General features: G+C 64.3%; 20 protein-coding genes. 13 read left to right on the plus strand and 7 right to left on the minus strand.

Going from position 1 to position 18,338, the window contains the following annotated elements; genetic code table 11:
- Window positions 1-210: 210 nt before the first annotated feature.
- On the plus strand, window positions 211-552 hold the full coding sequence (locus tag ACX80P_RS16015; protein ID WP_459279105.1) for a hypothetical protein: 342 nt from the start codon (window positions 211-213) through the stop codon (window positions 550-552).
- Between the two features lie 147 nt (window positions 553-699).
- Here the strand turns inward: ACX80P_RS16015 and ACX80P_RS16020 are convergent, their stop codons facing one another.
- Complete coding sequence (locus ACX80P_RS16020; RefSeq protein ID WP_459279106.1) at window positions 700-1,425, minus strand: helicase associated domain-containing protein; 726 nt, start codon at window positions 1,423-1,425, stop codon at window positions 700-702.
- Between the two features lie 363 nt (window positions 1,426-1,788).
- Between ACX80P_RS16020 and ACX80P_RS16025 the strand changes: the two genes are divergently transcribed.
- From ACX80P_RS16025 to ACX80P_RS16040, 4 genes are all read left to right on the plus strand, one after another.
- On the plus strand, window positions 1,789-2,259 hold the full coding sequence (locus ACX80P_RS16025) for a hypothetical protein (RefSeq protein WP_459279107.1): 471 nt from the start codon (window positions 1,789-1,791) through the stop codon (window positions 2,257-2,259).
- Window positions 2,260-2,432: 173 nt separating this feature from the next.
- On the plus strand, window positions 2,433-2,765 hold the full coding sequence (locus tag ACX80P_RS16030) for a hypothetical protein (protein WP_459279108.1): 333 nt from the start codon (window positions 2,433-2,435) through the stop codon (window positions 2,763-2,765).
- A gap of 98 nt (window positions 2,766-2,863) precedes the next feature.
- A complete protein-coding gene (locus ACX80P_RS16035; protein ID WP_459279109.1) occupies window positions 2,864-3,211 on the plus strand; it encodes a histone-like nucleoid-structuring protein Lsr2 in 348 nt (115 codons plus the stop codon).
- A 31-nt stretch (window positions 3,212-3,242) separates the two neighbouring features.
- On the plus strand, window positions 3,243-3,863 hold the full coding sequence (locus ACX80P_RS16040; RefSeq protein ID WP_459279110.1) for a hypothetical protein: 621 nt from the start codon (window positions 3,243-3,245) through the stop codon (window positions 3,861-3,863).
- Between the two features lie 232 nt (window positions 3,864-4,095).
- Here the strand turns inward: ACX80P_RS16040 and ACX80P_RS16045 are convergent, their stop codons facing one another.
- Window positions 4,096-4,359, minus strand: a complete 264-nt coding sequence (locus tag ACX80P_RS16045; RefSeq protein WP_459279111.1) for a helix-turn-helix domain-containing protein — start codon at window positions 4,357-4,359, stop codon at window positions 4,096-4,098.
- A gap of 2,360 nt (window positions 4,360-6,719) precedes the next feature.
- Between ACX80P_RS16045 and ACX80P_RS16050 the strand changes: the two genes are divergently transcribed.
- A complete protein-coding gene (locus tag ACX80P_RS16050) occupies window positions 6,720-7,379 on the plus strand; it encodes a ParA family protein (protein ID WP_459279112.1) in 660 nt (219 codons plus the stop codon).
- Window positions 7,380-7,382: 3 nt separating this feature from the next.
- On the plus strand, window positions 7,383-7,970 hold the full coding sequence (locus ACX80P_RS16055) for a hypothetical protein (RefSeq protein ID WP_459279113.1): 588 nt from the start codon (window positions 7,383-7,385) through the stop codon (window positions 7,968-7,970).
- 92 nt (window positions 7,971-8,062) lie between these two features.
- On the opposite strand, the gene ACX80P_RS16060 is transcribed toward ACX80P_RS16055, so the two are convergent.
- The 5 genes from ACX80P_RS16060 to ACX80P_RS16080 all read right to left on the minus strand — a co-directional run bounded on the left by ACX80P_RS16060 (window position 8,063) and on the right by ACX80P_RS16080 (window position 12,468).
- Window positions 8,063-9,736, minus strand: coding sequence for a MarR family transcriptional regulator (locus tag ACX80P_RS16060; protein ID WP_459279114.1), 1,674 nt, complete (start codon window positions 9,734-9,736; stop codon window positions 8,063-8,065).
- Between the two features lie 343 nt (window positions 9,737-10,079).
- The gene (locus ACX80P_RS16065; protein WP_459279115.1) at window positions 10,080-10,319 is read right to left on the minus strand and encodes a hypothetical protein; all 240 of its coding nucleotides are present in this window, start codon (window positions 10,317-10,319) and stop codon (window positions 10,080-10,082) included.
- A gap of 334 nt (window positions 10,320-10,653) precedes the next feature.
- Window positions 10,654-10,962: a hypothetical protein gene (locus ACX80P_RS16070; RefSeq protein ID WP_459279116.1), complete on the minus strand. Its 309-nt coding sequence runs from the start codon at window positions 10,960-10,962 to the stop codon at window positions 10,654-10,656.
- A gap of 10 nt (window positions 10,963-10,972) precedes the next feature.
- Entirely contained in the window at window positions 10,973-11,743 is a 771-nt protein-coding gene (locus tag ACX80P_RS16075) for a hypothetical protein (protein WP_459279117.1), read from the minus strand.
- Complete coding sequence (locus tag ACX80P_RS16080) at window positions 11,740-12,468, minus strand: hypothetical protein (protein ID WP_334211685.1); 729 nt, start codon at window positions 12,466-12,468, stop codon at window positions 11,740-11,742. Before ACX80P_RS16080 ends, ACX80P_RS16075 begins: the two co-directional genes overlap by 4 nt.
- Window positions 12,469-12,642: 174 nt before the next feature.
- On the opposite strand from ACX80P_RS16080, the gene ACX80P_RS16085 reads away from it, so the two are divergent.
- Genes ACX80P_RS16085 through ACX80P_RS16110 form a run of 6 tightly spaced genes read left to right on the plus strand, consistent with a single transcriptional unit; the run spans window position 12,643 to window position 18,329 of the window.
- Window positions 12,643-13,761, plus strand: coding sequence for a transglycosylase SLT domain-containing protein (locus ACX80P_RS16085; protein WP_459279118.1), 1,119 nt, complete (start codon window positions 12,643-12,645; stop codon window positions 13,759-13,761).
- On the plus strand, window positions 13,758-14,420 hold the full coding sequence (locus ACX80P_RS16090; protein WP_459279130.1) for a hypothetical protein: 663 nt from the start codon (window positions 13,758-13,760) through the stop codon (window positions 14,418-14,420). Before ACX80P_RS16085 ends, ACX80P_RS16090 begins: the two co-directional genes overlap by 4 nt.
- Window positions 14,417-15,979 carry a hypothetical protein gene (locus ACX80P_RS16095; protein ID WP_459279119.1) on the plus strand — a complete coding sequence of 521 codons (1,563 nt, stop codon included), beginning with the start codon at window positions 14,417-14,419 and terminating at the stop codon, window positions 15,977-15,979. The genes ACX80P_RS16090 and ACX80P_RS16095 overlap by 4 nt, the downstream gene beginning before the upstream one ends.
- The gene (locus ACX80P_RS16100) at window positions 15,979-17,403 is read left to right on the plus strand and encodes a MinD/ParA family ATP-binding protein (protein ID WP_459279120.1); all 1,425 of its coding nucleotides are present in this window, start codon (window positions 15,979-15,981) and stop codon (window positions 17,401-17,403) included. The genes ACX80P_RS16095 and ACX80P_RS16100 overlap by 1 nt, the downstream gene beginning before the upstream one ends.
- A 2-nt stretch (window positions 17,404-17,405) precedes the next feature.
- Window positions 17,406-18,008 (plus strand): DUF6668 family protein, encoded by a 603-nt coding sequence (locus ACX80P_RS16105; protein ID WP_459279121.1) that lies wholly within the window; start codon window positions 17,406-17,408, stop codon window positions 18,006-18,008.
- Between the two features lie 15 nt (window positions 18,009-18,023).
- The gene (locus ACX80P_RS16110; protein WP_459279122.1) at window positions 18,024-18,329 is read left to right on the plus strand and encodes a hypothetical protein; all 306 of its coding nucleotides are present in this window, start codon (window positions 18,024-18,026) and stop codon (window positions 18,327-18,329) included.
- Window positions 18,330-18,338: the final 9 nt, after the last annotated feature.

Raw genomic sequence — 18,338 nt, forward strand, 5'->3', positions numbered from 1 at the left:
GCTTAGGCATGTGAACATCCTTGCTGCGAGGACTAAATCCTCACAAGTCAGGAGTCAAGCAAAGCCGGGGCAGTCCCCTATGCCTACAACACAGAAGCGACGGCATACACCCTTCGCAGCGACCATGCCCTCCCAACCGGCATCGCCACCACTCCCCCACCCGAGGAAGAGACAACACCCTTAGGGGAGATCGACTTCAAGACAACCAAAATGCTCTACCGGACAGCATCAACGAGCAACGCCTATATGAGGGAGAACAACGGCGCGGTTCCCACCGACGAATACCTTCGGGACAAGGGCGACGTTTTGGAGGGCTGGGCGTGGTCTATCGATCAAAGCCCTACAGCACCGGACCAGAGAATCATCCGGGTGTGGAACCCCGAGGGTGAGGTATACAACTCCGAGGACAACGCTGCTTACTTCGACTCCTTCCCCAAGGAGGACTACCGACCCCAATACAACTTCAACACTGGGGTCACCGTTCTACCCTCCGCTCCAGATCAGAATGCAGGACCGACCTCCACCCCGACACCTCTTCCCACCGAAGAGTGAACGACGCCCGCCCCTGGACAACAGGAACAAGCCCCACGCTGGCTCACCCACAGTTGTCGCCGACGACCACCGGCACCAATGCACACCTCGAGCGTGCGATGACCTTGTCGACGCTCTCCACAAAGACAGGGAGCGAGAGTGTGAAAGCTAGAGAACAGCATTCCCGGGTGAAGGGCTCCGCTGCCAGGCAATGGCGGGTGCATCCCAGCCAGGCAGCACTCCAGTCAAAGTCTCTTGTCGGTCGGGACGAAGCCGGCCCTTCCGCCACCATGTGCGCTGGCGGTGCAACCAAACCGCGAGGATCTTCTCGTCCGGATGACGTTGCGGGTCATAGAACGGGAACCGGCCGGCCTTCGCCCGGAACTGCCGTACCTGCTCGAGGCGTAGCGCCCACAACTCCTCCGGATCACCCTTGCGGGCACCTACCCACTCCCCCAGCCTGTTCAAGGCCTCAATCCTGTCCTGGGCGAGACGGCCGGCATCAAAGCTGCGGCGCTGGTTCTCCAACCACCGGTACAACACCCGGGCCTCCGCGCTGTCGTTCTGCGCCGGCAACCCACCCACCCTGTTCACGTACGCGCTCATGTGGGCGTAGTGCTCCCACCACACCTGCTCGCGGCTCCGCCGGAAGCGGCGCCGGTTGCCGCTGGGGGCGGGTTGGTCGTGGATCAGCCAGCACCGGCCGAACCATCCAGGACACCTTTCCGCCTGGCGGTCGATTGCCCGGTGGACGCGGCGCACGTCGACCCTGCTCCATCCGGCGATGACCGCCGGCGGAACCCCGCGGGAGTACATCAGTAGCCATTCCTGCCGGTTTTCACACGCCCCCTGCGGGTACTCGTCCTCAGCCAGGATCAGGTCATCAAAACGCATGAGACTCCGCGCCTGTCCGATCAGCCACCGCTACTCCCCCACCCCCAGGCCTTCCCTCCGGCCAGCGTTGCACAGCGTCCGACCTCGGCAAAGGATCACGACGGACCGAACGTACTCCTCCTTGGTGGGAGACAGGCGGCGTGCGATGCATGGTGTTGACAGTAACCAACCGCCGCAAGGGTGTTGCGGGCGGCTCATCCACAGGTGGACGGCTTTGAGCTCATTCCTCCGGGCTCCACCCGCCCACAGGTGGATGACCCGCAACCCCCACCCCCGTGCGCGTCCTGGCTTTCCAAATAATCGAACCTGTGTTCTATTTTAAACCCTGCACAAGGACCACCAGGGGTAAGGGAGAAGCAGCCGATGACAGCGCAACCAGTGGACACCACACCACCCACAGAACCAGCCCAGCACGCGGCCCAGCAAACAGCCCAGGACACTGCGCGCGAGGGCACACGGGCAGGTGCGTGGCATGTTCTGGACGAGCCGGCAGCCGTTCGATTCCTACCTTCCGGGACACCCCTGGCGCTGCGCTGGCGGGGCAGCATCTGGCAGGTCATCGGCGAACCCCTCGCGTGGTCCAGCTCGGACACCTGGCGGGAACCCGTCACCACTCCCCCAGTCACAGACACCATCCACAGCAGCCGCAGCAGCCATGACAGCCTGGGTGGGCGCGAGAGCCGGGGCAGTCTGGGCAGTGTTGTGAGGACCCGGTTCTGGCGGTTCCGCGCCCAGACCGGGCCGGCGTCCCCGGTCCTGGAGTTCGACATGAACGCCGATGCCCGGTGGGAGGACTGGCGGCTGCGCCGCGTCACCACCATCGACGGCTACTAGCAGCCACCAACAGCTACGGAGGGATAGTGATTGTCTCGACCAGTGTCCGACCAGGTCCGCTTCACACAGCATGAGCAGCAGGTGGCGGGGCGGAATGCAGGGCCATGGGTCAGAACAAGAGATACACCAAACACTACGCGAGGCTGATGGACGATCGGATTGAGGAGTTCGTCATGCGCGAGGAGCTGATCATGCTCACCGCGGCCGAACTCGACCTTGAGAACACCCCGCCCATCGACTTCCCGGAACCACGCCGGGTGTACGCGTGGATCCGCTACCCCTCCAAAGCAATCCGGATCCAGGCCCACGCGATCGCCTACACCCGCACAGCAGTGAAGATCCGCTTCCTGGAACCTCTCATTCAGATCCAGCGTGAGGGCTGGGTATGGCTCAATTCCGTCACACCCATACCCAATAACAACCACCACAGCAACCACGACGGCAAGCAAAACAACCATCAGAACGAGGATCGCAACAAAAAGAACAACAACCGCTCCCGTGAATGAAACCGGGACAGTTTGCAGGTGTGCACCACATTTTTTTCGACACGATAGGGTGGAAGGCTGGGGATCATTGATTCATGTCTAATAACTCAGGAGTGATAATGGCGCAGCGCGTACAGGTGCAATTGGTCGACGACCTCAATGGTGACGTCGCACAGGAAACGGTCCGGTTCGGGATCGACGGCATCGACTACGAGATCGACCTGACTACGGAAAACGCGCAGCAGCTGCGCACAGCCCTGTCCGAGTACGTGGACAACGCCCGCAAAGCCAAAACCGGGCGCAGGGGCCAGGGCGGACAGAAAGCCCCCACGTCCTCCTCGACAAGCCGGTCCAAGCGTGAGGACACGCAGCAGATCCGCCAATGGGCGCAGGACAACGGGTACAACCCCAGCTCCCGCGGACGGATCACCCAGTCCATCATCGACGCCTACAACGAAGCCCACTAGAAGCCGACCGGCTCGATCGATCAGGGGGGTGATGGCCGGGGTGGAGGATCCGAGAACGGCAGCCGATGCCCGATGGGCAAAAGCCGGGCAGTACGCGCAAGGCTACGCCGACAACGGCATGGGTGAGGCCTTGCGGGTCTACTACACCCGCTACCTGCCGCTCGGCGCCCTCGCCATCGTCCTTCTCCTGTCCCTGCTGGGCCCTATCGTCATTCCTGACGGGCCCGAACAGGTTCCGACGCTCGTGCAGGCCGGGTGGTTCATCTTCGCCATCGCCGCCCTGGTCGGCGGGCTCGTGTACAACGCAAAGCGGCTCAAACCCCGGGTTAAACTAAGATCAAATGTTGCCGTCACCTTCCCCCTGGAAAAGGACGAGCAGAAGGCGTTGATGCGCGGCATCAACGGCAAGGAAATGGTGCCAGCGAGTCACTTGACCGTGGCACGGGCCGTTGCCGTGCGCAGCCGCAAGGACGCCGCCACCACGCTCCTGATCGTCCCCGCCTACACCTACTTCATCGGCCAAGCCGTGGGAAACCTGGACTGGGTGTACCTAGCCTTCTTCGCAGCCTTCGCCGTCCTGGCAGTCCTACAGGTCAGGAGCTTCCAGCGCCAGGGGCGCTTCCTCGCCGCTACAGCGCCTCCGGGCACCTGAACCGGAAACCGCCGGCTGATCAACCGGTCAGCGGAAACTGGGCGCCGCCCACGAGTCGTCGACTCGTTACACCCGCGCGCCGCGTGGATCAGTCGCAGCTCCCGCGACGGACCGCGATGTCGCAGACCTGCTTCCCCGGATCAGTGATCACGCCGTTGGCTTCATAAAGCGCCACCGCCACGCCTGCCAGCAGAGCCACCACCAGGCCCGCAATAGCCCAGGCGGGCTCGCGTCATTTCGCTGCGCTGTCAGAAGCGTCGATGTCGCCGCGTGCGATGTCGGTGCGGGCTTTGGCGTAAGCGGCGCTGATGTAGTCCTCGAGCATGGCCCGTTCGATGCGCCACTGGCCGCGGCCGCCGATCTGGATGGCCGGCAGATCCCCTGAAGCAATGAGGGCCCGGATGGTGTTGTGCTTGGTGTTCAGCTCATCGGCTACCTGCTGCAGGGTGAGGAACCGCAGCGGCCTGGGCTGCTCCTCGAGGGATTGGTCTGTCATACACCCAGCATCCCAGCCACCAAACGCGGCAACCCGGACCGACGCTTTGATTAATGCCTTCAAGGGGTGAAAACGGACCCGCACCACACAGTCCCGTCTCCGGTTTTCCCTCGTGACAAGAAATGCCATCAGCGCCTGAGTATTCTGGCACTGAAGGTTCGGTGGCGCCGACGCACAGCCCAACCTGAAGGTCTACGAATTGGTCTGTCGATTGTCACTACCCTGGCGGCTTTGTTCATGACCCTGACGGTGTACTCCCCCACGTCAGGTTCCCTCTCAGCTGCGTGTGAGCATCAGCCCTAGAGGGACGACGTCGCCGCAAGTACCTGAAACCCTAACTGGGTGATCGGTGAGCTCCTGTTCACCGCGGCATCCTGACACGCAGGCCATCAAATCGGTGAGCTTGTCAGGTCGGGGATTGATCAGGCTTTGTTGGCGTGCTTGGGGCAGCAGTAGCGGCCGACTTCGGTGGTAATCGTCCGGTATAACCAGCGCTCGGGCAGGAGCCATCCCTCACCTGAAGCTTGTGCTGTGGCAAATGCGACACTGCGCAAGGGCCGGAGTCATCACTAACTCACCTCTCCATGTCGGAACTGACGCAGGAGCGCTGTCACCCAGTACAACCATCGGTGAAGGCTCCGGTCGTCTGCATGTTTACACGCTCGGTACCGTCCGTTTGGCCGACTGGATCCAGGATTCTAACGCGGACCACATGGCAGACGGCGTCCGGACGCACCGGCCCGCATCGAGTCCCAGCTCGACCTGCTCAGGACGATGCGTGAGAACAACGTGCGCCGGTTCGCAGCACGTCAGCTCGCGGACCTCTCCCCAGAGACCCTGCGCCAGATCCGCACGATGATCGACGAGCAGCTCAAGGCAGAGCCTTCGCCGGCCCTGTCGCGCGCCAGCATGTCAAAGCCCCGGCCGTCACCGCCGGGGCTTTTCCGTACCCGGGGTTGCCCTACTTCGCCCGCTCACGCCCTCACGGCATAGCCACCGCCGACGCTCCGCTGCGAAGTCGCAGCGCCCGCAGGCCGCCCCACAGCGAGTCATTCCAGCCCCTCCCCCACCGTTTCGAGCAAACGCTCCCCACGCGGCCGGTCCATCTACTCAGAGGCAGCCGAAGCATCGCACCTCCGAACCTCGGAAGTTAGGTACTGGCGCCGGCCACCGGCGGCCCGGATACTGGAATGTACTCCCGAACTTCCGCAGTTCGTAACCTCCGACATCATCGTCTTCTAAACTCCGGAAGTTCGGCAGTACGGGCGCGAATGTCTGCACGCAGGGGAGCTTCTAGGCCTCCGCGTTTGGGGTCAGCCAAGCTCAAGCAGCACCGGGGCTCGGTCCTGCCGAACTCCGGAAGTTCGGCAGTACCGACGTCCCACTTTTGTGTCCGTGCAGCCTTCCGCAGCTCGGCAGTTCGGAGCCTCCAGACTCAGAGAGATCAGGAGTCCGTGTCTTCCGGACTTCGGAAGTTCGGCTATGCGCACCTGCAGCCGCCTCAGACCTCGACTTGCCAGTCAGTGAACACCTGAATCGGGCAGTTCCGGATCTCGGTTCTTCCGAACTTTCGGAGTTCGGTAGAACGGATAGCAAAAGACCCGATCGAGCGGAACACCAGCACTCAGCAGATCGTAGCCACCGAGGCCAGGCATGCCCGGGCTTCGAACCTTTCGAACTTCCGAGGTCCGGCAGTGCGACACTCGAGCACGCGTTGGCGAAAAGCCCCAGACCTCGAAAGTAGGAGACCATGGGAGCCCGCCCCGTCCAAATTCGGTCCTTCCGGACTTCGGAAGTTTGGCAGTGGTGAGGTCGCCCACAGCTCAGCGGTCCAATCTCCCGCACCTCGCCAGTCAGCCAACCACGAGTTGACTAGGCCTCGTCCTTCCAAAGTTCCGGACTCAGCAACTCCGGAGTTTCGGCAGTGCTCCCGCCCCCTCAGCAACACTTGGCCGCCAGCCTACGAACCTCGGGAGTCTGGTGGTGCAGCGGCGGGTCCAGCTCCGGAGTACCGTTCTTCCAATCTGCCAAACTTCGGAAGTTCGGGCTGACGGTCGTGCCTCGCACGCGTAGCATCTCGCGGCGAGCTTGAACCCTCGGAACTCTCGTAGTTTCGGAGTTCGGAACCTCGGACCTTCGCAAGTACGAACCTACAGACTTCGGTACGTCGGAACTCACCGGCGGTTCCTCCGAGGTGGGGGAGGGATCCACTGGTAGGTTGGGTCCGTTAGCTTGCCGGCTGACAGCTGGAACTCTGTAAGTTCCGTACCTTGGGTGGCCCCTGTGGCCACTCCATCTAATGCACGTAGATTCCTACTGCAGCCGGACCAATTGTCATTGCAGCGAAGGATCCGTGCGACATGAGAGTTGTCTCTGTCATCAACCAAAAGGGCGGCGCCGGTAAGTCCACGACCGTCATGAACCTGGCGTCGGTGGTCGCCGAGCACTCACGCGTGCTAGTCGTGGACGTTGATCCGCAGCTGTCCGTAACCTCGTGGGCGACCACGGCGGAAGAGCTTCCTGATGACCGCCGGCTGCCTTTCGACGTCGTCGCGGAGACGGACGTGGAGGTCCTCGCTCAGCTACGCGGTGCGGATTACGACACGATCTTCGTCGATACTCCCGGAAACCTGGAGAACATGGCGGTCCTGAAGGCCGTCGTGGCCAATTCGGACTTCGTGATCCTGCCAACCGAGCCAACGGCACTGGCCATGCTGCCTCTGGTCAACACGTTCAAGAGCATTGTCGAGCCCGGGGGAGTGGACTACCGGGTCGTCATCACGAAGGTCGACTCGAGGTCCCTAGTCGATGCCACGGACGCCCAGGACGAACTACGCGACGCTGGCCTGAAGGTTTGCAAGTCGTATGTGCGGTCCTACAAGGTGCACGAGCGTGCACCGCTTACCGGTCAGGTGGTGACCACTTATGACAAGACGCGGGCGGCCGAAAAGGCCGGCGCGGACTACAAGGACGTTGCCCGGGAGCTCTTGAGCATCTGGGCCAACCAGGAGACGAGGTAGATCATGGCGGTCAAGAAGGGGTTGAAGGGGCTGCTGAACCAGGGCAGCCAGGAAATGCTTGCCGCCATGCAGCGCGACCAGCAGGACGAGGCAGATCGCAGCACGGGTAGGGGAGTGGGAGCCACTCTGCCCGTAGCCGCGCCGGCCGGGCCATCGTCAGCGGTCGCTACGGCGGTCCAGGAGCCATCAGCAACCCGGCCGGCGGCCCAGGCGGTTCCCGAGCCTGTTGAGCCCGCCCCGGAGCCAGCTCCTCGCGCTCAACAGGAGCCCGTTCCAGCGGCGCCCAAGCAGGCGGCTCCGCAGCCTGAGAAGCCCGCGGGGGAGCGGGCCACAGCGGCGGAGCCCAAAGCCGCGAAGAAGCCGTCGTGGGAGGAAATGGACCGCAAGGAGGTCCGTGTCTACGGGGATCAGGTGCTGGCTCTGACGACACTCCGCATGAAGATCAACAAGGGGAAGAAGGGCCCGGAACGCATCACGGACAACACCCTGATTCGTACCGCCATCGACCTGCTGTTGCAGCACCAGGACGAGCTCGGGGGAGTGACGGAGAACGAGATCCGCGCTTCCTGTGGCCTCGACCCGCGCTATTGACCTACAGGATTACGGAGTACCGAACTTCCGAAGTTAGGACACCACTCCCGCGCTTGGCACCTCGTATCTCCCGAACTCTGTAATTCTGGCGTTCAGCCCGCCGGCCTGAACGCCAAATCCGCGAGGGATAGGTCGTCGGGCGGTCCCTCGTACGTCTCCCACGGGTAGTCGTCATCGGGGGAGGGGAACAGCGCATCCGGAGCACGCCCAGCGAGCCATTCCCGCCAGACTGCGCGCTGCGCCCTGTAGAGCTTCACCTGTGCTGCGACGTTCTCCAGGACGCCCAGGCACTCGGCAACCGTGGACAGGCTGGTGGAAGCCTCCATGGTCCATCCTGCACGGCCGCGAGTCGCGAGGTTCCACGCAGCGAGGACCTCGAGGGACTCGCTGACCGTGGTGCGGGAGAGCCTCGTGATGCGGACGAGCTCAGCCGTCGATAGGGGAGTGACCGATATCTCCAGCGCTTCGTACACGAACGCGGCAGGGAAGCCGAGCTCCCTGAAGGCAGGCCGGAGGGCGTGCAGCTTGCCCTTCTTCCAAGCCAAATCTCCGGCACTGTCTTTGAGCGAATCCGGGACGGTGAGCTCGTACTGATCTCCCCGCGTCCCCTTTGCCTTCTCGAGCAGGGCGATGAGGGGGTTGGCCGCCGATCGAAGCGCGCGCAGATGACCGGCCACAGTGGTGTGATCGAGCCCTGTCGCAACAGCCAATGATCGGACCCCGAACTCAACGACCGATCCCCCCGTCATATGTGCCGCGGCTCCCAATGCCCTGAGCACCATCCTTCGTGCGAGGTCAGCCCTTGAGGAACCCATTGTCTGCTCAACCAGCGAAGCGGCGTTTCGCCAGGTCCTGATGAATCGATGCTCGGCGGCAGAACCGACGAGCGTGGAATTACCACGGTGTAGTGCGGGCGGCTGTGTATGTGGCTGGCTAGTGGGGTTTTTATGGTCACTGCTTTGCCTTGCGGTGTTTGTGGCCTTTGATTTGAGGTGCCGATGTGAAGCAGCGAGGTCGCGCTGAAGTGCCTGGACTCTGTTGCCCGAGCTGTAGCGGGCGTAGAAGGACGCGAGGCCGGGCCAAATCCCCTGGGTCATGCGGCGGTAGATGTCGGTGGCGTCTAGTCCGGCAGCAGCAGCTCCCGTGATGACTGCCTGGCGGGCCTCGGAGTTGCTGCCGTAGCGGTTGACGTCGTACAGCCCTGTGCGCGCGATGCTCTGCATGGCCTGGGACATCCGGGGAGCCGAAGAGACGTCCATCGTGTCCGCTGTGGACGTTTCGAGTACGGGGGCCACCGCTTCGAGGCGGAGGGCCCGGGCAGCCTGGATCTCGTCCCGGAGGTCACGGCGCATCGCCGCCCAGACGGTCGAGGCGTTGGGCCGGCGTGCGACGTCATAGGCCATCGACAGGCTCATGGCGAGCTGCTGGTGGCCGCCTGACTTGTGCCGGCTCCCGGGCACGCGCATACACCCGTGGAGGAGGTTCTGGTGGGGCGTCCTGTCGAGGCTCGGAAGCCTGTTGCCCAGCGCCTCAACGAGCTCCCGGGCATCGGCGAAGGTCGCCGGGTCGGCCAGCGGCACGTAGACGTGACGTCCGCCGTTCGGGGAGAAGTCCTCGATCCAGCGGGCGCCGAGGCGGTGCAGCCATTCCTGCAGGGCCCGGACGTCAGCTGTGACCTGGGCCAGGCCTCCCTTGGAGGCGTCGAAGTCGAAGAAGAGCGCGCGGCAGGAGCCGTCCTTGCCGAAGACGCGGACAGCTGCAGGCACGGTCGGCAGGGCATCAGTTAGATCCCGCTCGAACTTCTGCGGGTAGCTTCTACCGGCGTCTCGCGACAGCCTCACACGGGGCTGACCTGCCAGGAGGGGTGCTAGTGCAGCCCATACGACCGAGGGCTCGTCTTTGACAAGCGACACGCCCGAACTCTGTAACTCTGGCAAGGCCCAGCCATGCTGGGGTAAAGTGATGGTATTCCTCCTGAAGGAATGACAGAGGTCCGCTCCTCCCAAGGGAAAAGGCGTTTGTTGGACTTACTTCCTGATCAGCCGGCAAGCAAACACAGGTTGTGAGTCGAAGTCTTCGAAGGCCCGCCTACGGCGGGCCTTCTCTTCGTTAAGAGGCGAGGCGGCCGATAGGCAGAGCCCCCTGCTGGTTGGTCTTGGTGAGGTCGGTGTGCTGGATGCGATCTTCGACAACGGAGGCTACCCAGTCGCTGACGTGCTCAAAGCCCTCAGCGGATGCGATCTCCCGCACCGTGTTGGCCTTCTCCGTCGCCAAGCGAAAGCCAATGAGCTTGCGGTCACCCTTGTGCCTGCGGCCAGGTCCAACTCGACCGTCTGCTGTCACAGCCATGATTACCACTGTCCTTTGAATCTGCTGGCCCCAGGGGCCTTCGCTTCGTGATCAGTTCCAGATGTCCAGCGACCTTGCGGTCTCAATTCTCGCGTGAGCGAAAACAGTTTTCTTTCCGGACACTCCGAACCTAACACCACGGTCAGTGACCACGAAGCATTACGGCAAAACTGTTTTTGTGTCGTTTTGCGGTCGCCCTGCGGGGGCGAGTCGTAAGTGGCCGTGTCTTGGGACACGCTCCCCTCTCTGCCGGTGGGCTGCATCTGGCCTCCTAACGATTGAAGGACTGTACCAATATGGCACAGTCCTTCAATCCATAGCAATTAGTGCGCGGCTAGCTCTTCCACGCCCACTGGATCAGCTTCGCCTTAGCGTCTTCTGCTGGGACGTCAATCGAGGTGGATCGGAAGGCTTCTCCAAACATGGTCCTGACCGACTTCGCGGTGCGGAAGTATTGGCCGTGCTTGTCGATCCTGCGGGCGGAGACGCCGAGGTACCGGGCAGTCTGCCGGCGGTTCATCCCGGCCTCGATGCAGATTTTCACGGCACGGAAGATGACAGCGTAGGCGGCCTCGTTCTCCGGGTTCGCCCTGGTCAGGATCCGCTCGACCGCGATCTTGGCCTCTGGTGGTGTCTGACTCACGTTCCACTCCTCACTTGATCGACAGACCGGTGTCGAAGGTCTTGCGTGCCAGCTGGCGTGACCTGGCGAAGGCGAAAGCCCACAGTCCGAGGACGACGCAGGCTGTCGATACGTGCGTGACCAGCTCGAAGATGTAGAACGCTTCAGCCCCCGCCCGTAGTTCCAGCGGGTAGGCCAAGGCGCGTCCGATCGAGAGGATGAAGCCAACGAAGATCAACCTCGAGGCCAGTCGGCCGAAGCGCAGAGGGTTCCTGCGGCTGTCGCGGAAGACCGGCAGCAGGAGGGGCACCAGTACGTAGGCGGTGTAGGCGAGGACAATCCACTCGTTCAGTTCCACCGCGCGCTGCTCTTGGTACATCTCCAAGCGGGGTGACGCCTCGGGGGTATCCGCCACGATGAGCGTGAAGAGCACCCCTGAGGCCGCGATCACGCCCACCAGGAGGCCGCGTTTTCCAACGATCCAGGTGGTAGCCGTCTCTGAGCCGTAGGCGACGGCGAGGTGCACGCCGAGGACCCCTACAGCGGTCATAGCGCAGCATTTGGCGATGAAGTCGGTGCCATTGGAGATAGGCACGATGGCCTCCAGCACCTGATAGACGCCCGGCAGGGAGAAGACGTAGGCGGCGGTCAGCAGCACTCCCATGAGAGCCAGCCGGCCACTGGGTCGCAGCAGTGCCCGCGCCCCTTCGGGTGTGCGCCTGGAGGTCATGCGGTGGAACGTCAGTCCACCGAGGAAGATCAGCATGAAGCTGACTGAAATGACGTAGATGCTGTCGTTCATCCGATCAGGTCCGTGAGTTTCTCCGCGTATTCGAGAGCTTCCTTGCGCTGCCGGAGGCGGCGCTGGAGGAGGTTCAGTCGTTGTTGAATGAGTTCGACCAGGTCCTCGTTCTTCATCACCATCAGGGCTGTTTCCCGGATGTCCTCGGGCCAGTCGCCCTCTTCCATGGTGATGAGTCCGACGACGACAAGCCCCGCGACCATCGACGTCCCGCTGACCCGGGCAGCAGTGACCGCCTGGATGGGGGTGAGCTTGTTTTCCGAGAGCTGGTTGAACAGGTAGGTGATTGCCGTTCCTGTCTTCTCGGCCACGTCGTGCCGGACGTCGCCGGTGTCGATGGCGTCGATCCACGCTCGATGGGAACCGTCGTGGGGGAAGTCGATTTTGACCTTGTCGTTCCGGGGGAACAGGTCTTCGTGGAAGCGGTGCTGCAGCTCGACCATGAGGTCGGCGTGGTGGACCTGGCTGAGGACTTCCGCGGCCGTTGGTGTGCGGGGCCGGCTGTCGAGGTCTTCGTAGTCCTTGAAATCCGCCAATGCCGTGACTGGGTCGATACCGACGCCTCGGGCCACGCCGACCACGGTTGATTCGGGGACGTTACCGCGCCGAATCTGGTTGCCCACCGTGACGCGATGCAATCCGGTCAGGCGGCCCAGCTCACTCGCCGAGGTGGTGATGCCGCGACCTTCGAGCCAACGCTTGAAGTCAGAACCAGAAACAGCCACGGCACCTCCTTCAAGAGAGCACTAGATGAGCACGGCACACACAGGTAGCGAGGATGTCAAAATTTAAGCTATCGTAAGAACTAAGGGATTGGTTTCATCCCTCTTTCTTCACGTCTCAAATTTTACCGGGCAGACCCTAACCAGTCTGTGCCTTCACGCCGCTGGGAGGTAGCAGTGGACGAAGACGACAAGCATGGAGCGTCACCGCTACTGGCCCTGGCGATCCTTCTACCTCTGCTGGCGGGCCTGCCCGTCGTGGGCATCGCGGGAGCTGCGATCCTCACGCAGACCGAGGAGAAGCCCGCTGCGTGCGTCGTCTCGGCAGTCGGCGAAACCGTCGGTGACCTCACCTCGACGCCGGCAATCCCGAACGACTGGGGCGACCTGATCGACGCCGCCGCGAAGACAGCGGGCCTGCCGGTAAGCGTGGTGGCGGCGCAACTCAAGCAGGAATCGGGCTGGAACGAAGGCGCCCGGAGCCCTGCAGGGGCTCAAGGTGTCGCTCAGTTCATGCCCGGCACCTGGGCCCTGTACGGGGCGGGCGGGGACCCGTTCTCGGCCGAGGACGCCATCCCTGCCTACGGCCGCTACATGGCGGCCCTGAAAGAGCAGGTGCAGCCGCTGGCCGGTGATGACGCCGACCTGCTCGTGCGCCTGACCCTCGCCGCCTACAACGCCGGCCCCGGGGCTGTTCAGGCAGCCAAAGGCATCCCGGCGTTCACGGAGACCCAGCAGTACGTCGAGAAGATCCTTTCCTCCGGGCAGGGCGAGTTTTCTGCCGACTGCACGGCACCGGCGGGCACCGTCGCGTGGGACGGCGACCTCGGCGACGGCGAGTGGACCAACCCGCTTCCGGGCGGGGTCTTCACCTCCGGCTACGGCCACCGAGACATACCGACGCTGCCCGCTTGGGCGCAGGACCACGTCGGGGTGGACCTATCCTCTCCGGGTGCCGGCACCGGTAACGGCGAACCTGTCATCGCACCGACCGGCATTCGGATTACCGGGTTCAACGATAGGGACGGGTGCGTGATCGCCAAGGAGGACGGCGACGACCCCGATTTCGGGTTCGCGTTCTGCCACCTCAACGCCTACAGCGTGGCTGTGGGGGACCGGTTGAAGCGCGGCGACGTCGTCGGAACCGAGGGCAACAAGGCCGGCCTCGGGCTGGTCGCCACGCACCTGCACTTCGAGATCTACAAGCCGGAAGCACCGGAGGTCGTCTACCCGTACCAGGGCTGGAACCTCGACCCCGAGCCGATTCTGAAAGAGAAAGGAGCGTGGATGCGATGACCCGCCGCTCACATGCCAACCGGTACCGGGTCGCCGCTCTGGCGGTCTCAATGATGGCTCTGGTCGCCCTGACCAGCTGCGCGGCCGACGCGCCGGCAGCGGAGGACGTGGCCCCAATCTCCGCGCCGACCACCGTCTACGAAGGCTCCTACACCTCGCTCCCTGCCGAGGAGATCCTGGGCGGCAACACGTTCACATCTCCTGAGGATGCCGACCGTTCGGACGTCGACTCGACCGCCCGGGTCGTGGCGCTGATGCTGCATTCGTGGGATACGACGGTGGACCGCACCGAAACGGCGGCCGCGGTGCGCGCCATTCCGCTGATGAGCGAGGAGTGGGCGGCGAATCAGGTCGAGCCTGAGCGCAACGCGAGTAGCGGCGAATGGTTGGAACCAGCTGAGCACGGCGCCTACAGCGTGCCCCGGGCGGTTCCGGCGATCGGTGACGCCGCGCAGGACGTCGCCCCGGACAAGGCGATCCGGGTCCTTGACGTGACGTGGCGCTGGGTAGCCCGTGATGAGACGCCACTGGACGGCGGCGGTCACCGGCAGGTGACCGTGTACCTCGAGAAGACGGACGGCCAGTGGGACGTCGTCGGGCATCAGACCCGCGACATGACCGCCTCGCTGCCCGGCTCGAAGACGGGGGAGGGGAAGTGACTCCGGCAGTGCATTCCTGGCCCGTCATCCGCCTCACCATCGGGGAGGGCGAAATCGTCGCGGACGCGAACGGTGACGTCCTCACCTACCCGGTGCTCGATGATGCGTCCGCAGCCGACGTGGCCGCCGACGCAGCAGCGGAAGCGTGTCGCCGTTTGGGCTTGGCCGCGTGCCGGGTGCAGGGACTCACCGAGGACGGCGAGGTCTACGAGATGGTCGTCGACGCCGAGCTGGGCACGCTCGAGGAACGAGACAACACCACCTGCGCGGGTACTGCCGGCGGCACAGGTGCTGGTGTTGCCCGTACCGGGTCGAAGTCTGCACGCCGTCGCACTCCTGCGCGCCGGAAGGCTGTGCTGTGGGGGAGCGCAGGCCTCCTGGCGGCCACGGTCGGGTTCAGTGCCTTCTCCACGGTGCAGGACAACATGGCTGAGCCGGTGGCGACGGTCTACACGCCGCCGCCCGCGCAGCTGCCGGTCCCTGCTCCTGCCGGTTGGGATACCTACGGTGACTGGACGACGCCGATGACCGGCTCGACCGTTCGGGCGATCCTAGACCCCTCAGGGCAACCGGTGAGCGTGGATGGCTCGAAGCTGATCGGCCATGACCCTCGGACAGGTGTGGAACGGTGGACGCGCACCGCGCCGTTCACCGTCGCGCAGCTCGCCCTGTTCACCCTCGACGGGCAGTCCAGGGTCGCGGCCGCAGCCGCCCGCGAGTTGGTGCTGTTCGGCGACGGAGCAGACCCTATCCGCGTCGACGTCCCCAAGGACGGAACGATCGTTTTGGACGGCGGTACGGCCCCTCGCGTGGACGTGCCAAACAAGCAGACACTCATCGTCGCTGCCGACGGCAGTACAGCGGCGCGGGTAGTCCCGGCGGCCGCGGAACCCATCGAAGCCCTCGGCGATGACCTGGTGGCCGCAGACACGCGGTCCGGACGGATCTGGCGCGTCACGCAGGACTCGGCAGCCCTGCCAGCCCCGGCGAAGCTGCCCGCACCGGTGCCAGGAGCGGAACTGGTCACGGTCCTCGGATCCGTAAACGGGACGGTCATCGCGGCGTGGAAGACCAACGACACCACCACCATCGGCTTCTATGCGCTCGGGGATGCGACGGACGCGACGGAAGCGACGCAGGTCGGCATCGTCGACGTCGAAGGAACCGACGTCGCCACCTCCGGTATCCAGGTGGACCGGGATAACGGTCTACTGATGGCCGGCACGGTCCTGGTCGACGTTGACGCGAAGCAGGCCCACCGCCTGCCCGGACCCGGAAAGCTCGCCGCCGGTTACGCCTGGGTCACCACCAACACCGAGCAGCTGCGGATCAACGCGCAGGGCATCACCGAAACCACAACCGACGCCGCCCGGGCAGCCATCCCCGACGTCATCACTCACGACGGCAAGGCAGTCACCCGGGCCGAAGGATCCTCTACCGGCCTGCTGTATGCGCTGACACAGGTCGCGCCCCGACCCACAGCAACACCCACCCCGACTTCTACCCCAACTTCTACTGCGAGCCCCACCTCGACTGTTTCCCCGAAGGAGAACCCCTGATGAGAATGACTGCTGTCATCGACCCGGCCGGCACCCTCGAGCTTGACCTGGGAGGCGAGAAAACCACCGCCCCCTACCCCTCGGTCATGGACGCCCGCCGCTCCGTCATGAGCACCGCGACCGACCTCGCGGCCGAGACGAGCACCGCCACCGAACTGCACATCGAGGACCCGTCCGGCTCCCGCACGATCCTCGTTCAGACCGACGGCGCCGTCATCGAGCAGGACACCGACGGTGACCCGACGGAAAGCGGGCCAGCACAGCCCGCCGAAGCGATCGAACCTGCGGCGTCCCCGATGACGTCGAAAGTGCCGACCGCGCCGAAGGCCGCGGTGGAAGCAGCAGCGCCTGTTCCCGCTCCTGTTCCCGTCCCTGTTCCCGCTCCCGCTCCCGTTGAGGCTTCCGTGGCCACGGAAGCCACGACATCGGAAACCGTCGCTTCATCAGCTGTCGTACCGGCAGTGGCACCGGCGGAAACGGTGGAACCGCTGCCGACCCGCAGGACGGCGATGCCGTCGTTCGTCGACCGGCCGGACGCTGATTCGCCCGCACAAGCGGGTTTTCGCGGTGTGTTGAATCAGTTCGGGTTGAAGCTCGCGGCATCGCCGGCGGAGCTGGAGCAGCGCCGGGACGAAAAGACCGTCTCTCAGCACTGGGCCGGACCCCGCACAATCACGGTCCTCAACCCCAAGGGCGGGGCAGGCAAGACGCCGACGGTAATCTGCCTGTCCGCTGTATTCGCACGCCTCGGCGGCTCCGGTGTCCTGGCGTGGGACAACAACAACTCGCTCGGGTCGCTCGGCTGGCGGACCTTCGACGCCGGCCATGAGGCGACGGTGGTCGATCTCCTCGAGCAGACCGACTACTTCATGACCGCTGGCGCGCGGGCCGGGGATCTGGCGTCCTACGTCCACCACCAGCCCTCGGACCAGTACGACGTACTTCGCTCCGATGATCGGTCGGGCGCGAAGAAGCGGCACGAGGTCACCGGCGACGAGGTCCACCGCCTCTACTCGGTGGCCGCGAAGTATTACCGACTGATCCTCATGGACTCGGGCAACACCGAACGCGGGGACAACTGGGAGGCGATGATCGAGCACTCCGACCAGGTCGTCATCCCGGTCAAGTCCGTCGACGACGCCGCCGAAGGCGCGTCCCGGGTCTTGAGCGCCCTGCGGGCGGGCAACGAGCACGCGCAGTCACTGGCGGACCGCGCCGCGGTGATCGTCCTGGGCTGCACCCCATCTCACGGGCGGGCGAAGCTGAACGAGCTCGCTGAGTCCTTCCGCCCGTTCGTGAAGTCGGTCGTCACGGTGCCCTACGATCCGTCGCTGATCGAGGGCAGGATCCGGTTCTCCTCGATGCTCCCGCAGACCCGCCGCGCCTGGCTCAGGGCCGCCGCGCAGATTGCGGAGGGACTGTGACCGTGACTCCGCAACGCAATCCGTTCGTCAATGAGCCGGAGGTAGAGCCGCAGGAAGACCCGATCGATGATGACCTGATCCTCGGGCAGCGCGAATCATTGAGGGGCCCGCGGAACATTCAGCAGACCCTGGCCGCCGAGCCTGTCGAGGAAGAGGAACCAGCGGCCCCTGTAGCCGTGACCAGCGCGACCCTGTGGCTGGTCGGTGCCTCCGGTGGCGTCGGCACCAGCACCCTCGCGGGCCTGTGCTCGGAGAACGTCGTCGATGAATCCGAGCGGCGTCCGACCTACGCAGGGCGGGCCCTGCTGGTCTGCTCGACCAGTGCGTCCTCGCTCGAGGCCGCACAGCAGCTGGCCCGTAAGTCTGCATCCGGCCAACTGCCCTATGAACTGGTCGGCCTCGTGATCGTGCACGACCGGCCCAAAAACCGACTGACGAAGCCGACCCTGGACTTCGCGCGCGGGGTTGCGCGGATGTTCCCGGTAGCGATGACGGCGCCGTTTGAACCCTCGTGGCGCGAAGTTGGCGTCACCCCACAAGCTTCCGGGACACGGCTGAAAAGCGTGCTCCGGAAAATCGAAAAGATCGCCCGCTCCGGGCACTGAGAAAGGCAAACTCCCATGTTCGGAAACACTCTGGCAGCACACACCCTGACCACCATCAACGCGCTCAGTCCCGTCCGTGAAGGATCGCTTTCAGCTCAGACCTTCACCCCGACGCAGCCTCCCGGCACCGAGGGCCTGACGCAGGTTATCGGCTGGGTCCTGTGGGGCGCGGGTCTGGTCCTGTTCGTGTTCTTCATTTTCGGCCTCGTCTCCGCCGGCAGGAACCGCCGACAGGGCAACGAGATCGAGGCACCTATCTGGCCCATGGTCGCTGCCTGCCTCCTAGGCGCTTCCGGCGCCGTGTGGGGCGCAATCACCTGAGCAACAACG

It is taken from the genome of Arthrobacter arabinosi, from assembly GCF_054511115.1.

Bases quoted from the DNA above. Each gene is read 5' to 3' on its own strand.
- ACX80P_RS16030 (WP_459279108.1), top strand. From the start codon at position 2,433: ATGCGCGAGGAGCTGATCATGCTCACCGCGGCCGAACTCGACCTTGAG.
- ACX80P_RS16055 (WP_459279113.1), top strand. From the start codon at position 7,383: ATGGCGGTCAAGAAGGGGTTGAAGGGGCTGCTGAACCAGGGCAGCCAG.
- ACX80P_RS16015 (WP_459279105.1), top strand. From the start codon at position 211: ATGCTCTACCGGACAGCATCAACGAGCAACGCCTATATGAGGGAGAAC.
- ACX80P_RS16075 (WP_459279117.1), bottom strand. From the start codon at position 11,743: ATGAACGACAGCATCTACGTCATTTCAGTCAGCTTCATGCTGATCTTC.
- ACX80P_RS16035 (WP_459279109.1), top strand. From the start codon at position 2,864: ATGGCGCAGCGCGTACAGGTGCAATTGGTCGACGACCTCAATGGTGAC.
- ACX80P_RS16050 (WP_459279112.1), top strand. From the start codon at position 6,720: ATGAGAGTTGTCTCTGTCATCAACCAAAAGGGCGGCGCCGGTAAGTCC.
- ACX80P_RS16045 (WP_459279111.1), bottom strand. From the start codon at position 4,359: ATGACAGACCAATCCCTCGAGGAGCAGCCCAGGCCGCTGCGGTTCCTC.
- ACX80P_RS16090 (WP_459279130.1), top strand. From the start codon at position 13,758: ATGACCCGCCGCTCACATGCCAACCGGTACCGGGTCGCCGCTCTGGCG.
- ACX80P_RS16040 (WP_459279110.1), top strand. From the start codon at position 3,243: ATGGCCGGGGTGGAGGATCCGAGAACGGCAGCCGATGCCCGATGGGCA.
- ACX80P_RS16020 (WP_459279106.1), bottom strand. From the start codon at position 1,425: ATGCGTTTTGATGACCTGATCCTGGCTGAGGACGAGTACCCGCAGGGG.
- ACX80P_RS16100 (WP_459279120.1), top strand. From the start codon at position 15,979: ATGAGAATGACTGCTGTCATCGACCCGGCCGGCACCCTCGAGCTTGAC.
- ACX80P_RS16065 (WP_459279115.1), bottom strand. From the start codon at position 10,319: ATGGCTGTGACAGCAGACGGTCGAGTTGGACCTGGCCGCAGGCACAAG.
- ACX80P_RS16025 (WP_459279107.1), top strand. From the start codon at position 1,789: ATGACAGCGCAACCAGTGGACACCACACCACCCACAGAACCAGCCCAG.
- ACX80P_RS16110 (WP_459279122.1), top strand. From the start codon at position 18,024: ATGTTCGGAAACACTCTGGCAGCACACACCCTGACCACCATCAACGCG.